Source organism: Gracilibacillus orientalis, from assembly GCF_900114645.1.
Taxonomy (GTDB): Bacteria; Bacillota; Bacilli; order Bacillales; family Amphibacillaceae; genus Gracilibacillus; species Gracilibacillus orientalis.
In genome coordinates this window covers 88,832-103,233 of record NZ_FOTR01000007.1, presented here as the reverse complement: position 1 = coordinate 103,233, position 14,402 = coordinate 88,832, and the positions used below count along the sequence as shown (strand labels likewise).

The following is a 14,402-nucleotide window of genomic DNA, read 5'->3' as shown; positions in this document are numbered from 1 at the left end:
AATTAAATTAGTAACAGTATTGTTATTGGTATCTTTCGTTTTATTAGGATGCCAAAACAATAATTTAAATCTAAATCAAGATGTGACGAACATAGGAGTTTATGAAAGGGATAGTGATGAACAAATTGCCACGATTGATGATAAAGAGTTTATAGAAGAACTTGTAAATAGTCTAGATAATGCCAAAACAGGTTCAACAGCTAATATGAACTTTGAATTACCTGATTACGATTTGCATTTTAATAATGATGAAGAGACACTATTTAAAATTGGTTATTATAAAAAATTGGTCAATTTAGGTGTGGAAGGCCGATATTTGGATTTTAGAGAAGATATAACGTAGAACTTCAGTTACCACTTGAATAACCAACAGAAAACCAGTATAACTGGTTTTCTGTTGGTTAGGAATGCATATGAGAAATAGTGGATTCAAATCATCTACCTTGCAAACAACTTATGATAGAGAAGTAGATTACTAAGGCCAGTTACGGTATTAAGTGATTATTGGAAATAATTTGCTGAATATCAATCTACAAGTCCATTACCAATATATTCTGAGTTCTCTATATCAGCATACACAATCATATTATTTGGAATCGCTGTGTTTTTAGTAGGATAATCAATCAAGTACACTTCTTTTCCTTCATATGATTTGTCTTCCATGTGAATGAACATATTTTTATTCAAGGTAATTTTAGAAACTTTGCCATCTTCCCAAGTGCCATCAATCCATTCGGACTTTTTTCTATAGATATAAATAATCTAATAGCTTCAACTTAAGTAACGATGGAAGTTTGTTGAAGGATACAACTAAAAAGTGATCCAGTTAGTTATGATTGGAGCACTTTAATTTAGTTAATTATTGTGCATTTGCTTCTTCATTTGAGCGTTTATTTCCTTTATAGATAAAATAAAGAGCGATGATCATAAAAAGCAAAGCAAACCAACGTTTTATATCAAGAGGGATAACTAAACTATTAAACCAACCAAAATGATCAATTACGACTCCGCTGAATAATTGTCCGATGATAACAGTAATACTGGTTGCAATAACACCAATTCTGGGAACTGCAAATACGTTAAAAAGTAAAAAAAGTACTCCTAAGAATACCGCACTTAATTGCCAAGTAGGTACTTCGAAGATAGCAAATATATCTCCTTGACCAAAGAAGAGGATAATTATAGCTAAAAACATAGTGCCTGTGACAAAAGTTAAAAGTGTAGTTTCAATAGTTCCTGCCTTGCGACTTAATGTACCATTAATAGCTGATTGTGCACTCAATGTGATACCACCAAGTAAAGTGAATAGAATCATAAGTATACTCATATTGTACCTCCTAATTAACTAAAATAAGCGCTATTATCATTGAAATAACAGCAAATATCTTCTCTTTATTAATTCTCGTTTTCATATTACCCAGCCAACCATAGTGCTCTATGATCATACTCATTATTAATTGACCAATAATTACAGCAACCATTGTTACACCAACACCAACAAATGGAACACTAATTACAATAGCTGTTAAATATACAACTCCTAATGGACCTCCAAGGAGTGTCCATTTGGGTGCTTCAACGGCATGTGAAATCTTGCCTTTACCAAAAAATAACCATAATAGTCCAAGAATAATTGCACCCACAAAAAAATTATAAAAACTGGTTTCGAGCTGACCAATTGTTTTACCTAGTTCACCATAAATAGCTCCTTCAAAACTGAGGGCTATTCCTCCTAATAAAGCAAAAATATATGCAATGTAACGCATTATTTAAATCCCCCTAATAACTTTTATATTCATATATCTAGAATTATCGATGTTTATATTGAAAAAATAACGAAAATCTATTTAGATCTCCGTTCTAAAATACTCAGCAAACTGACGAATGGTTTCCTCATTTCTTCTATAATAAGTCCACTTTCCATAACGGACAGATTCGAGTAAACCTGCTTGCTGCATCATATTTAAGTAGTGAGATACCGTCGATTGAGAAGTTTTGGCTTTTTCTTGTATGTCCCCAACACATACTCCGCCTTTATAACTAACCTCCTTTGGCAAGTGAGCGCCTTGTTTAGGGAAGTGCTTCTCTGGTTCTTTTAACCACTGTAAGATGTTAAGCCGAATTTCGTTAGATAGAGCTTTAAATACATCGATAGGTTCCATAAATCATATTATATCTAATTTTCTAGATATGTCAAATTATGAACACAATAACAAGATAAAATTATAATTCTTTAGTGCTAATACAATTTTTAAATGAGTGAAGTCGGCTGAAATGCACCTAAGTTGCTTACATAGAATGTGGTTCATGATAGGCCGGGCATATCCTATCAAACGAAGATATAATATATAACGTAGAACTTCAGTTACCACTTGAATAACCAACGGAAAACAGTATAACTGGTGTTTCTGTTGGTTAGGAATGCATATGAGAAATAGTGGTTGATATTTGTGATTTATTAAAAATATTCCTAAAAAATGTCATGACTAGATAGATTAAAATAATATTTGCAATCAAAGAGACTATGTTAACTGAATAAGAATTGTTTACAGATAAATGCTGTAAAATGAAGCCAGAACTAGTTTCGCTGTAAATGGTTACAAATGGAAATGGAAAGCCAAATGTATAAGCATATTTTGTTGTATGAAGTAGTGTAGGTGTTTGATCCGGGATGATGCTTGACAAAAATAATAGTATAGCAGTTGCTAACATTAAAATCGATTTTTTTAAATAATGTCTTTTCATTACACGGAATAAAAAGATACCAAATAATAAAAGTGCAACCGAATAATAAAATGTTGGTGAACGTAGAATTGATTTTTAGAGCAATAGAACTTATTTGAATAAAAGCTCCAATCCCGGTTGAAAAAAGAAATACCAAAAGAAACTCTACTATTGATTTAATTGTGGCTCGCAATGGTAACCCTCCTTTACTTTTTGAATAAAATGGTAATTATTAAATTCAATTATAACAAATATAACCATTTTAGCAATTGAATAATCAAATCTACTTTAAGAGTAGATGTTGCTTATTTTAATGCAGTATTAATAAAATATTTATCGAAAATCCAGAAGAGAGGTACAAGCTAGATTTATGGAAGTTTGAATTAGTTGTAGAAAGGATATACGGTACCATTAACCCAACGTACAATGGATGGTGGAAAAGAAGGAAAGGCCTTTGTTCGAAACTTCTTGAAGAATAGTTGTCTATAGCTTACAATTAGTGTATATTAATTTCCATTTTATAGAAATGAGTGGTTAAGGAGCAATAATCATGTTTTTTAAACCTAGTAAAAGTAAAGACAATAGAAGTGTTAATATTGCTTATTATTGTATATTTGTCTATTGGTCGGTATTTCTCTTGTTGGATAGCCTTCTTGATGATCTATTTGATAAAGCTATCGATATGAAATCAATTGATTTACTGCTATCAGGATTGGCAGTGTTTTTTGCAAGTGAATTAATCGCTAAATTCGTGTTAGAGAAAAAACATAAAAAAGTACATATGAAATAATACTTCTATCAAAAATTATCACACTAACTGAAAATGGTTATTTAATTATATTGAATGGAATAATGAGTTTTATGGCTGTTGGCTATTATTTTTTAGGGCCATAATGATTCAAAACATCTACCTTGCAAACAACTTATGATAGAGAAGTAGATTACTAAGGCCAGTTACGGTATTAAGTGATTTTTGGAATTGAATTTGCTGAATATCAATCTACAAGTCCATTACCAATATATTCTAAGTTCTCTATATCAGCATACACAATCATATTATGATGAGAACAAACGATAAGTCCTGACATAAGAACGAAGGATACAATCACTAGAATAATATTCTTCACTATAAAAACCTCCTTGATTAATTAGACGATTCATCATTTTATTAGTTTCAACAAATTACCATTTTTAAAAATAGAGAAGGTAATTAATAATGTCTTTTCTATTTAATATTATTAAAATAAAATATGAGGAGTGAACAAGTTGATTAAAGCACTTGGCCAAGTAATGTTGTATGTCAATAATCAGGAAGAAGCAGTAACTTTTTGGACAGAAAGGCTAGGATTTACTGTCATTGCAAACGAAGATGGGCAAGGAATGAAATGGATTGAGGTGGCTCCGTCAAAGGATTCAGAAACAAGTATTGTGATTCATGACAAGAAATTAATTGCTGAAATGAATCTAGATACACCATCTTTAATGTTCTTTTCTGAAAATCTTAATGCATTATATGAAGAATTGAAAAGTAAAGGAGTTACTGTAGGGGAACTTGTAGATATGCCGAATGGTAGCGTTTTTAACTTTGCGGATGATGAGGATAACTATTTTGCAGTAATGGAAAAAGGCTGAATTCACAGTATAAATGTTTATAAACTACCAAAGCCAGTTATTCTTGTTAAGGAATAACTGGCTTTCACCATTTCTAGTTCTTAAACCAATCCGCTTTTTCCATATGTAGAAACGGAATATCTGTATCCACTTCACCCTCTATTCGCTCCATGGAAAAGTTGGTACCTGTTAACCAGTTAGCAAAATCAAATTCAGCTGGTTCCTGGTCACCACCTAATGAAAGCCATGATGCTAGTGACTTTGGAAAGTAAGCGGAAGTATGTATCGTACCGGCCCAATTACGATATTGATTCGAAAACAGATCTTGATCAGAATCATTCAACATTCGGAATGCTTCTTTCCCGGTTAAATGATAATCTTGTTTGCCATCCATCACAGTTAACCTTTTGTTTGAATCATCTAAGAAATGTCGGTTTTCTTTTTTCATCATCTCAAAGTGATTGGTACAGGTATTTCCTTGACGTACTTCTACACCTCGTGGTGAAGTTTCCACAATGGATGCTTCATTACTTTCGGTATCAAACAATACATAACTAAACGAACCACGATGAGGCAGATTACTTAATAGATTCACTGCTTCTGAAATATTTGCACATAACTCGAGAACAAGTCTGCCAACCATATGACAAACAAATCCATCCCCGGGGCGTTTCCGGTTAATAAACGTATATCCTAAAGTGAGTCCTTTTTCATTCATTCCGTCACACCTTCCAGAAACACGTTGGCTGACACCGATTGTCGCATAACCATGATCCGTTGGTTGATATATAACATAACGTCCGTCATATGTTTTCGGATGATAATCATAATTACGGATCATATAATCGTTTCCAACAAAAATGGAACAACCTGATCGCTGGATTTTCAACCGGTAGCCGCCGAACTCTAATAACACTCGTTCCATTGGCCAGTCCAGTGCATCTCTTAACCCTTCCATTTCGTCCCAGATTGAAGAGCCTAATTGCTTAAATAGTGCTTTAGTTTCTTCCACGTCAATGCGAAAATGAGGTATACGAACCTTCCATTGCTTGTTTCTATTTTGGACAAGAAAAGAGTCTTTTAAATGTTGTCCTTGCATATAGCCTAAATCATAATGTGATCCGCGAAATTGAATTACATTGGTATAAATCTGCTTCATTCTGCTGCACCTCAATAAGTATGAAAAATTTCAATCAGTAACGTCTATTATAATCTAATTCTACAGCATTGAAAATATAGAAGAACTGTATAATAATGGAGAAAAGACTGTTCTAACAAATTAAATTAAAATGCAGTCATTCTAGGAGTGATCATTTGGTATTTAAATTTAATCCCGACGTTAATTGGAAAAAATACACCATCAATTGGTTATTAGATGTGATAGCTATTGTTATTATAGGAATTATTACATTTTACAACATGTTTGAATTTTACTCCATCCAGTTAATTGTCGCAATCCTATTACAGGTGTTACTGGTTGTATTTGGTATTACTAGAGTGATGTATTATTTTAGTTTGCCAAATAAAGTTTATTTAAAATTGGAAGAGGACTATATATCGATGTATCGACCAAATTTAGTGTCCAAAAATCGAATCGAACACACTCATATAAAACGTGTAGTTGAGATGAATGATATCATTTTATTGGTAATGGAAAATGGTAAGGAAGAACAGATACGTAAAGAATGGTTAACGGAAGAGGATACAATGGTACTCAAAAACGAACTAAAAACAACTTTTGGTGAAAAGGTTATTTTTACGTAACACTTAAAATTCCCTATCTAGTACACAAAATCGCATCACATTACTTAACAATTTGATCTAGAAATAAAAAATAATTGAATATAAGGAGTTGGCTTTCATTGGATAACAATATGCTGTTCAGAGAAGCAGAAGAAACAGATGTAGATGAAGTTGTAAAGATGTTAGCAAATGACCCGTTAGGCAAAACGCGTGAAAATTATATACATCCACTACCGGATCAATATTTAAAAGCGTTTGAAGCGATAAGATCAGATCCAAATAATGAATTAATTGTAGCTGTTTGGGAAAATCAAATTATCGGTGTACTCCAAATCACATTTACTCCTTACATAACACATCAGGGTGGGTGGAGAGCAACGATTGAAGGAGTGCGAACTAGTGAGTATGTAAGAGGTAAGGGCGTTGGAACAAATATGATAACATGGGCGATTGAACGTGCTAAAACTCGAAATTGTCACCTAGTTCAGTTGACAACAGACAAAACTAGAAAAGATGCTTTGCGATTTTATGAAAAACTTGGCTTTCAAGCAACACATGAAGGATTAAAGTTAAAGCTTTAACGGGGTTTATCAATATACCAATGATGTTATTAACTGGAATAGTATGGAGGGGATATAATGCCAACTTGCCAGCATTGCCATAATGAATGGTCTTACAAACAAACATTTAAAAGGTTATTCACACTTGATTCAGCCATGACTTGTCCATATTGCGATACAAGACAATTCTTGACGAAAATGGCCAAAAGAAAAACAAGTATACTAAATTTTCCTGCGGCCCTGGTGATCTTACTACCGACAGTAGTCGATGTATCCATTATGATATCCGTCTTTTCACTAGTATTAACATTAACGGTGATGGCCGCTATTTATCCAACCTTAGTTGAGTTATCAAATAAAGAGGAGTTTATGTTCTAATAAAAAGAAATAAATACAAGCTAAAAGGGAAAGGTGGTACAAATGAATAATTGGTTATATGGATTGTATGCGTTGATCCTCGGGATAGTTTCAATATTTACTGGTGAAATAATTGCTTTTGTTATGTTAGGGTTTATTTTGATCAGTCTGCAAAATATTCAACGTGTACTGAAAGAGTTACTTAAAGTTAATCAAGATAATATAAAATGATCATTTGATTGAATGACTTCGTTGCTGTAGAAAATAGGTATTCAGTTTATAATGATGGTACATTCTTTGTAGATTTTATTTTTAATCTGATACCACTTTATTTGCGGCAGGGAATATTTATAGGAAACAATCACCATACCAACCTGGTCATCTGGATGATGGCTTAAATCATATGGAGAAGGAACAGGCTTAGTTGAAGGATGAGTATGAAAAACAGCTAAAACTTGTTCCTTCCTGTTTTCAATGCATTTTACTGTTTCGATCACCTTTTGTTTATGAACAAAAAAGCGAGTGCTTGAGTTTAATTGATTTTGCAATGGCCAAAATGACGTTACTTGATGATGGTAACCAGCTATTAGTCCGCATGCTTCATAAGGCAAATTATTTTCACCTTCTGCAATCACTTTCTGATATATGTCTTTGGATAAAGTGATTACTTTTTCCATAATGATTTTGCTAATAACCATGTTTTTTTTATGCCATTTGGAGAGTTATTTTCCTCTTGTCTTGTTTTGGATTCTTGTTTTTCAACCGCTATTTTTGGTTCTGGTTCAACAGCTGGTTCTTGTTTTTTGGGCTCTGGAGCAACGACTGATTTTTGATCTTTTATTTCAGGATTGACAGCTGGTTGTTGAGGTTCTTCCTGTACTTGCTTCACTTGCTGGGTATATTTTTCGTTCACTTCATTTTCTGGGATGCTATTATTCTCTTCTTTGGCTTTTTCTTTAATCTCTTCTTTTACCCCGTCTTTATTTTTTACTCTGCTATTTTTATTTTTTTGTTCAGTATTCGCTGTTTTCTTTTTGACAATGATGTTTTTGTTTAACTCGTACTTTGCATTATGGAATGTTTTCTTACCATTTTGGACAGTAGTCATATTCGTATTACCTGGTTGACGGCGCGGTTTTGGATTTGTCATCGAGCTATTACTAGGTGGTGGAGTGACATTACTTTTGGGTTTTGCCGTTTTCAACATGTTATGCAATCGTCGATATTCACTAGTTCGTCTTTTCGTTTGTTTCTGTTGTTTGGTTGGTTGTGATTGATTTTTAACTTGATTAACGATATTTTTCTGATTACTTATTTGCTTTTTTACATCATATAATTCTGTGTCTGTATTTCCAATTATTTGATCTACTTTTTCAAGCAATTCATTGATACGTATTTCTTTCACATCATCTTTTATGCTGTGAACATCTTTTTTTAATTGTTGAATGGAGTGGTTAATCGCATGGATTTGAGCAGCTACTTTCTGTTCCTTGTGTTCATAGCCCTGCATTTGCTTTTGATAGGTTTCTTCCATAACCTTCATTTCTCCTTTGTACTTTTCTAATTCTTTTTTCGTTGCTTCTAGTTCTTCCTGGGCTTCCATATATAGAACGGATTCACTTTCGTTCCATGTTTCTATTGCTTTTTTATACACTTCGAGATCCCGATTTAATTTTTCAATATCTTCAAAATTATATAGCCTATATTGATACATGACGATTCACCCTTTTTACTGCACATTAATATAATATTGATGAAACACCAATTCGTGACAAATGTGCTGTTTTATTCAATTTAATAACTAGTATTGATGAAACTCACGGTGATTGTGGCTTTTTATCATATGATATTCGCCTATCTTCCCAAATATCATGATATTTCCGCAAATTCACTAAAACATTTTTTGGTGTGTTGTCATAGGCTATATGGACAGTAATCTTATTTGGAGGTGTTTGCTCGATGCAAATGGATAATTTAACAGGAGGGCAGGAGCTTCTGTGTATAAATACAGAGAAGGTGTATGACTGGATTTTGAATGAAGCAACATTCGATTTAAACTTACCAGACTTAGAATTACCAATTAACCCTGTAACAGGTGACCAGTTAGAATGTGCTGATATTGATTTAGACACAGTGACATGTGAAGTTGCTCCTGCTGAAACAGATCCAATCGTTGTCTTGGACCGTGAAAATCAAGTGTTTATCGTGGATGATGAAGAAGTAACATTGCAAATTGTTAACATTCGTAAAAATTTCGAAGTAACTGTTTTTGTAAACTTATTGCCAGAACTTGGTGGCAGTCAGTTAGAAGTTGGTACGGCAGAATTTACTCGTTGTGAGCAAGTGATTCTTTGTGCACCAGAAGGAACAGACATAGATGTATCGTATACAGATTTAAATTGCTTTGTATGTACTGCTGCATGTGATGAAGGAACTACAACTGAAGCAGATGAATTAGATGTTACCGTAACTGTACGTCTATGCCAAAGCATCCAGTCTACTTTTGATGTAACATTAGAGCTTGTAGCAGAATTCTGTCAACCACGTGACATCTTACCATTCCCACCATGCCCGACACCAACTATTCCAGCACAATGCCCTGTAGTTTTCCCTAGTAACGGGAATAACGGATAAATCATCAACATAGGGATAAAGAGAGGGAAAATCCTCTCTTTCTTTTTTTTATTAGATAACGTAAGAAAGCATATTTAGAGATGTCTAGCTCTGAGCGCCAGAAACTAGGCGATTGGTGACAAAACAGAGCCTTAGTTACTCTACCTGTATGGCACGGGCACAGTCGTTACGTTTTTAGAGCGCTCTTGAGCTTTTTTTATAAAGCAGCATGATAAACGAAAGAGGTGCTTGTATGTCTAATCATCAAGAAATTCAACAGAAATTAATCGACTGGCAAGAGGAGCAATCATCGTATTTAGATCAAATTAAAGGTTTAATTCAAGATTTAGGTGTAACAGAACATTTAAAGATTATTTGTTACTTTACATCTTCCTATCAGCTATTTCACCAAGAAGGTCGTGAAAATTATGGCATCGGTTCCTTTCATATTCAAAATGTAGGAGAAAAACCATTAACCAATCCACATATAGGATTAAAAATCACATCTAACATCGACTTTCATTTTTCAGGAAAATATCTCTATCCAAATTCCAAACAAACACGAATACTATCAAATGCTTGGGAGCGAGTCAATGAACCATCTGACAAAAAAGAATTTTGGCTTAGGCCCACACAAAATCAGATAGTCGAACCAGGTGAAACGCTGACGTTTTCCAATTTCCAAATCAAATGGATGCCAACTAGTACATACTCGGGAACGATCCAAGGATTTACCTATGGAAATGAATTACCTGATGGAATTAATTCCTTGAATCAGATTAGCCTAAACGGTTCGGTAGCAGATCGACAACAGGAGGGCGATATACATGAAAAAGAGTAAAAGAGACCAAAACTCATTTGATATTAATCAGATGGTCACTCAATATATGAAAGACTATATGGAGCGTATCAGCAACGAGGAACACAAAAAGAATAATAGTTTCGTATATTTGGAAAATGAAACATTGCAAATGCTGATCATGTATTTGTTTATGAAAGATGATAGCAATAGTCATAATCAGCCTAATCTCAACCTTTCAGAATTAGTGGATAAACTAGATAGTCATATTATCAACAATCGTCAAGGATATGGAGAAGTAATTCAGTTATTAAAAGATCGAGTGCAAGGAAGTACCCAAAATGACTAATCGTTGGCTCTATTTACCGATAGAAGTAAAAGTGCGTGAACTAGATGCCAAACTGTTGCTTTCTTATTATGCGATTCAACAAGGTTATCAGGTAATTATTGGTGACCAACCAAACGTAACAGAAACCCTGGCACAGTATCCTCAAGGAATTTATTTTGCAAAAGGCGGCCCAAAAGGATTTAGAAAACGAATGATTACATCTGCAGTTGATAATGGTCAAACCGTCGTCGAGTTAGATGAAGAAGGATTACTAATTGAAAAGAAACGATATATCAGAGACAGAATGAGAAAAGATACGTTACAGTTTGTAGAGCACGAATATTGTTGGGGAGAGCACCAAAAACAAGTTATTAGTAATACATATCCTGATATGGCTTATAAATGTCATGTGGTTGGTAATCCGCGGTTTGATTTATTACAACCAAAATATCGATCTTTATATCAAAAAGAAGTGAAAAGCTTACAAGAACAATATGGTGAATTTATTTTAATTAATACTAGGTTTTCTATATACAATGCAGCAAAAGGTAAAAAGGATACGGTCTTTGTCCAACATATTAAAGAACTGTATGAATCTTTTTTAAAAATGATTGAAAAGACTGCAAGGCGCTTTTCGCATTTAACTATTATTATTCGCCCTCATCCTGCCGAGAATTTTAATTCTTATCGTCAAGCATTTCGGGACTTATCAAATGTACATGTAGTCCATGAAGGTGTTATTAATAAATGGTTATTAGCAGCAAAAATGGTGATTCATAATGGTTGTACATCAGGTATTGAGGCATTTCTTTTGGATAAGCCGGTAATTGCCTATATACCCTTTGAAACAGAAGATACAGAGCTCCCCAATCTATTAGGTTTCAAGGCAACAACCATAACAGAATTACATCAAACAATCGATCAGCTATTACATCATAAAGCGATTATTCCTGATGATGACAGGTTGTATCATTATTGCAGATGGGATATAGGTGATTACTCATTTCAGCATATTTTGGGTTTATGTAATACGATAACTCTGCCATCACCACCTCTTAGCCTTTCAAAGTCAAGGAAGAAACCGATAAAAAATGTTCGAAAGCAAAAGCGGAAATTCTCTTTATTAGAAGAAGAAATTACATCCTTTTATCAAATATTAGATGAGATTGAGCAACAAACTTTTAAACGAACGATTCAACAAATCGCACCGCAAGTTTTCTATATTAAGGCTGGCTAGTTATTTTAAACAACAGCCGCCTTTTCTTCTTATTATACCTTTTTTCTTAATCTTGGCAGTGATCACAATTGGTTCATCTGAAGTTTTAAAGTAACTGCCTACTTTACTCGCAATTTGTTTAGCTTTCATATATTCATCTCCTTTATTATGGTTAGTTTTAGTATACTTTTATTTCAGAAAAAGGTATGGACGAATGGAGATAGTAATCTAAAATTAGGTATTTAACGTCTATTGGTTTGAATAGATGTTACCTCAGTGGTTGGGGTATTCCACCTATTATTTGAATTGTTGAATGTGGAAGACGAGTTTTCCTTTTTTACGGTTTGGAGCATTTTTTGTAATCTGCTGTACTCGGATTGCTTGTATTGTGTTGATTTAGAGGTTTCTGGTGTTTTTATTTGTTCTAAACCTTGCTGTAGTTGATGTATATCTTGTTTGGCGACATTCATTTCCTTAATAAATAATTCTAATCGATCAATTAATTTCGCTATTCGTAATTTCTCCACATCACCCTTAATGGACTGCACTTCTTTCTGCAATTCAGTCAGCACTTCACTTAGATTTTCTATGTCTAATTTATCCTTATATTCGTTCATTTCTCGATCTCCTTTCGTGATTAAAGCCTACTAGCTAATGTATGATGTTTTTGATAAACCGTGAAATTATATTAACGTTTTGCCTAGTGGTTTCATAGTCTATAGGGAGATGACGATAATGGAGGTGTGTAAGCGTAATGATAAACAACCACATAACAGGTGGGCAGGAACTACTGTGCATCAATACAGAAAAAGTATACGATTGGCTTCTAAATGAGGCAAGTTTTGATTTAAATATTGATGGATTGGAGTTACCGATTAACACAGTGACTGGAGCCCAATTAGAATGTGACGATATTGATTTAAATAACGTAACATGTACGGTTACTCCATCAGAAGAAGATCCGTTTGTAATTTTAGATCGTGAAGATCAGGTATTTATAATAGATGGAGAGGAAGTCACTTTACAAGTAGTTAATATCCGTAAAAGCTTTGATGTCATCGTATATGTACAACTGATACCAGAGCTTGGTGGGCGTACAATTGAAATTGGTACGGCAACCTTTTCTCGTTGTGAGCAGGTGATACTGTGTGCACCAGAAGGAACTGATATTAATGTATCATATACAGATTTAGATTGTTTTGTATGTTCGGTGAATTGTGATACAGGAACAACTACTGAAATTGATGAGTTAAATGTGACATTTACAGTAAGGTTATGCCAAAGCATTCAATCGACATATGAGGTTACAATTGAGTTAGAAGCAGATTTTTGCCAACCGCGTGATGTATTACCAGTTCCGCCTTGTCCAACACCAACCATCCCAGTACAATGTCCGGTAGTTTTTCCCGCTCTAGACCCCGAACCGGAAATAAGTAAGAAGAAAAAGCATGTATCTAGTGAAACTAAAACATTAGGAATGATGTATACAGAACAACAACCAAAAGCAGAAACTAATATAGAAATCACAAATCAAGAACCAGAATCAAATGAAATAACTAAAACAGCAGATTTAACAAATGTAGAAGAAAAGTCAGAAGGAGAGGAATAATCCTCTCTTTTTTTTATGCAATAAAAGAAAAAATATAGCACAAAAAACATAAACTGCGAAGTAATTCTTACATAGATTTGCTCTCTTCGATTCTTCACTTGGATAGTGCTGACAAACCGCTCCGGCAGAATACTGCGCTTTTACCCAAGGGCACAAGTGCGACATCTGTTCAAACAAGTTTTCACAGTGTCTTCTATGCAGTGGGCACGGCTTCAGCTAACTTGGTAAAGAAAATCACTTTACCAAGTGGATCTTCAGCTCGCGCTGTTCCCACAGGAGTCTCCGTATTCTGCCTACGCTATTTCCAGCGTTTTATCTCTTTGAAGTGGAAATGTTGGGATTCACTTCCCGTGTATTATTTCTTTCAACAATCAGAACACTACGCAAAGCGGAGGCAAGATACGCAGACTCATACGGGAATAGCACGAACCGCAGACCCCGCAGGAAAGCGTTCTTTGCTTTACGAGGAGGCTAAGGCCGTGCCCAATGGCATAGAAGACACTGTGAAAACCTGGTTGAACAGATGTCGCACTTGTGCCCTCGGGTGAAAGCGAAGTATCTTGCCGTAGCGTATGCAAGCACAATGCTACACCAAGAGAATTTTCATTACTTCGAAGTTTGTATCTATCTCGAATCTGATGATCAGAATGGGGGCGGGGGTTTTGCCTTTTTTTATTGTCGCGAGATAAGTGATGGAATCTTGTTGAGTCGGTGCGTTATACCGTGAAATGACCTTGATATCTTGTGAAAAAAAGTTCCTTTTGCGATCTAACAGATAATTGGGTAACTTTGAATAGGCTGCGGTCGTTACTTTTTTTCGACTACTCAATATACATATACAG

At 34.3% G+C, this 14,402-nt stretch carries 21 protein-coding genes; 12 read left to right on the top strand and 9 right to left on the bottom strand.

Features of this window, described 5'->3' with window-relative positions:
- Window positions 1-19 precede the first annotated feature (19 nt).
- Window positions 20-343 (top strand): hypothetical protein, encoded by a 324-nt coding sequence (locus BM121_RS13580; protein ID WP_217649321.1) that lies wholly within the window; start codon window positions 20-22, stop codon window positions 341-343.
- Window positions 344-525: 182 nt separating this feature from the next.
- Here BM121_RS13580 and BM121_RS22125 read toward each other — a convergent pair whose 3' ends face one another.
- From BM121_RS22125 to BM121_RS13560, 4 genes are all read right to left on the bottom strand, one after another.
- Entirely contained in the window at window positions 526-663 is a 138-nt protein-coding gene (locus BM121_RS22125) for a hypothetical protein (RefSeq protein ID WP_175495433.1), read from the bottom strand.
- A gap of 196 nt (window positions 664-859) precedes the next feature.
- Window positions 860-1,327: a DMT family transporter gene (locus BM121_RS13570; RefSeq protein ID WP_091484189.1), complete on the bottom strand. Its 468-nt coding sequence runs from the start codon at window positions 1,325-1,327 to the stop codon at window positions 860-862.
- 10 nt (window positions 1,328-1,337) lie between these two features.
- The gene (locus tag BM121_RS13565) at window positions 1,338-1,766 is read right to left on the bottom strand and encodes a DMT family transporter (protein WP_091484188.1); all 429 of its coding nucleotides are present in this window, start codon (window positions 1,764-1,766) and stop codon (window positions 1,338-1,340) included.
- Window positions 1,767-1,847: 81 nt separating this feature from the next.
- The gene (locus BM121_RS13560; RefSeq protein WP_091484187.1) at window positions 1,848-2,162 is read right to left on the bottom strand and encodes an ArsR/SmtB family transcription factor; all 315 of its coding nucleotides are present in this window, start codon (window positions 2,160-2,162) and stop codon (window positions 1,848-1,850) included.
- 1,112 nt (window positions 2,163-3,274) lie between these two features.
- Here BM121_RS13560 and BM121_RS13555 point away from each other — a divergent pair.
- Both BM121_RS13555 and BM121_RS13550 read left to right on the top strand, forming a co-directional pair.
- Window positions 3,275-3,514 carry a hypothetical protein gene (locus BM121_RS13555; RefSeq protein ID WP_091484186.1) on the top strand — a complete coding sequence of 80 codons (240 nt, stop codon included), beginning with the start codon at window positions 3,275-3,277 and terminating at the stop codon, window positions 3,512-3,514.
- A 476-nt stretch (window positions 3,515-3,990) separates the two neighbouring features.
- Window positions 3,991-4,356 carry a VOC family protein gene (locus tag BM121_RS13550; RefSeq protein ID WP_091484185.1) on the top strand — a complete coding sequence of 122 codons (366 nt, stop codon included), beginning with the start codon at window positions 3,991-3,993 and terminating at the stop codon, window positions 4,354-4,356.
- 73 nt (window positions 4,357-4,429) lie between these two features.
- Here BM121_RS13550 and BM121_RS13545 read toward each other — a convergent pair whose 3' ends face one another.
- Window positions 4,430-5,494, bottom strand: coding sequence for a C45 family autoproteolytic acyltransferase/hydrolase (locus tag BM121_RS13545; protein WP_091484184.1), 1,065 nt, complete (start codon window positions 5,492-5,494; stop codon window positions 4,430-4,432).
- A gap of 155 nt (window positions 5,495-5,649) precedes the next feature.
- Between BM121_RS13545 and BM121_RS13540 the strand changes: the two genes are divergently transcribed.
- The 4 genes from BM121_RS13540 (at window position 5,650) to BM121_RS22120 (ending at window position 7,226) form a co-directional block, all read left to right on the top strand.
- Window positions 5,650-6,099, top strand: a complete 450-nt coding sequence (locus BM121_RS13540) for a hypothetical protein (RefSeq protein WP_091484183.1) — start codon at window positions 5,650-5,652, stop codon at window positions 6,097-6,099.
- 110 nt (window positions 6,100-6,209) lie between these two features.
- On the top strand, window positions 6,210-6,659 hold the full coding sequence (locus BM121_RS13535; protein WP_175495438.1) for a GNAT family N-acetyltransferase: 450 nt from the start codon (window positions 6,210-6,212) through the stop codon (window positions 6,657-6,659).
- Window positions 6,660-6,716: 57 nt separating this feature from the next.
- Window positions 6,717-7,016 (top strand): TIGR04104 family putative zinc finger protein, encoded by a 300-nt coding sequence (locus tag BM121_RS13530; protein WP_091484181.1) that lies wholly within the window; start codon window positions 6,717-6,719, stop codon window positions 7,014-7,016.
- Window positions 7,017-7,058: 42 nt separating this feature from the next.
- On the top strand, window positions 7,059-7,226 hold the full coding sequence (locus BM121_RS22120; RefSeq protein WP_175495432.1) for a hypothetical protein: 168 nt from the start codon (window positions 7,059-7,061) through the stop codon (window positions 7,224-7,226).
- A gap of 41 nt (window positions 7,227-7,267) precedes the next feature.
- On the opposite strand, the gene BM121_RS13525 is transcribed toward BM121_RS22120, so the two are convergent.
- Together BM121_RS13525 and BM121_RS22115 are read right to left on the bottom strand one after the other, a co-directional pair.
- The gene (locus BM121_RS13525; RefSeq protein WP_217649320.1) at window positions 7,268-7,672 is read right to left on the bottom strand and encodes a M67 family metallopeptidase; all 405 of its coding nucleotides are present in this window, start codon (window positions 7,670-7,672) and stop codon (window positions 7,268-7,270) included.
- Window positions 7,660-8,709 (bottom strand): hypothetical protein, encoded by a 1,050-nt coding sequence (locus BM121_RS22115; RefSeq protein WP_091484179.1) that lies wholly within the window; start codon window positions 8,707-8,709, stop codon window positions 7,660-7,662. The genes BM121_RS13525 and BM121_RS22115 overlap by 13 nt, the downstream gene beginning before the upstream one ends.
- Window positions 8,710-8,954: 245 nt before the next feature.
- Between BM121_RS22115 and BM121_RS13515 the strand changes: the two genes are divergently transcribed.
- The 4 genes from BM121_RS13515 to BM121_RS13500 all read left to right on the top strand — a co-directional run bounded on the left by BM121_RS13515 (window position 8,955) and on the right by BM121_RS13500 (window position 11,972).
- Window positions 8,955-9,629, top strand: a complete 675-nt coding sequence (locus tag BM121_RS13515; RefSeq protein ID WP_091484178.1) for a BMQ_0737 family morphogenetic spore coat protein — start codon at window positions 8,955-8,957, stop codon at window positions 9,627-9,629.
- Window positions 9,630-9,861: 232 nt separating this feature from the next.
- The gene (locus tag BM121_RS13510; protein ID WP_091484177.1) at window positions 9,862-10,449 is read left to right on the top strand and encodes a hypothetical protein; all 588 of its coding nucleotides are present in this window, start codon (window positions 9,862-9,864) and stop codon (window positions 10,447-10,449) included.
- Window positions 10,436-10,756 carry a hypothetical protein gene (locus BM121_RS13505; protein ID WP_091484176.1) on the top strand — a complete coding sequence of 107 codons (321 nt, stop codon included), beginning with the start codon at window positions 10,436-10,438 and terminating at the stop codon, window positions 10,754-10,756. Before BM121_RS13510 ends, BM121_RS13505 begins: the two co-directional genes overlap by 14 nt.
- Window positions 10,749-11,972: a surface carbohydrate biosynthesis protein gene (locus BM121_RS13500; protein WP_091484175.1), complete on the top strand. Its 1,224-nt coding sequence runs from the start codon at window positions 10,749-10,751 to the stop codon at window positions 11,970-11,972. Before BM121_RS13505 ends, BM121_RS13500 begins: the two co-directional genes overlap by 8 nt.
- Here the strand turns inward: BM121_RS13500 and BM121_RS22550 are convergent, their stop codons facing one another.
- Together BM121_RS22550 and BM121_RS13495 are read right to left on the bottom strand one after the other, a co-directional pair.
- Window positions 11,973-12,101, bottom strand: coding sequence for a hypothetical protein (locus BM121_RS22550; protein ID WP_281244822.1), 129 nt, complete (start codon window positions 12,099-12,101; stop codon window positions 11,973-11,975).
- Between the two features lie 92 nt (window positions 12,102-12,193).
- On the bottom strand, window positions 12,194-12,568 hold the full coding sequence (locus BM121_RS13495) for a hypothetical protein (protein ID WP_091484174.1): 375 nt from the start codon (window positions 12,566-12,568) through the stop codon (window positions 12,194-12,196).
- A 137-nt stretch (window positions 12,569-12,705) separates the two neighbouring features.
- Between BM121_RS13495 and BM121_RS13490 the strand changes: the two genes are divergently transcribed.
- Window positions 12,706-13,560, top strand: a complete 855-nt coding sequence (locus tag BM121_RS13490; protein WP_245780807.1) for a BMQ_0737 family morphogenetic spore coat protein — start codon at window positions 12,706-12,708, stop codon at window positions 13,558-13,560.
- Window positions 13,561-14,402: the final 842 nt, after the last annotated feature.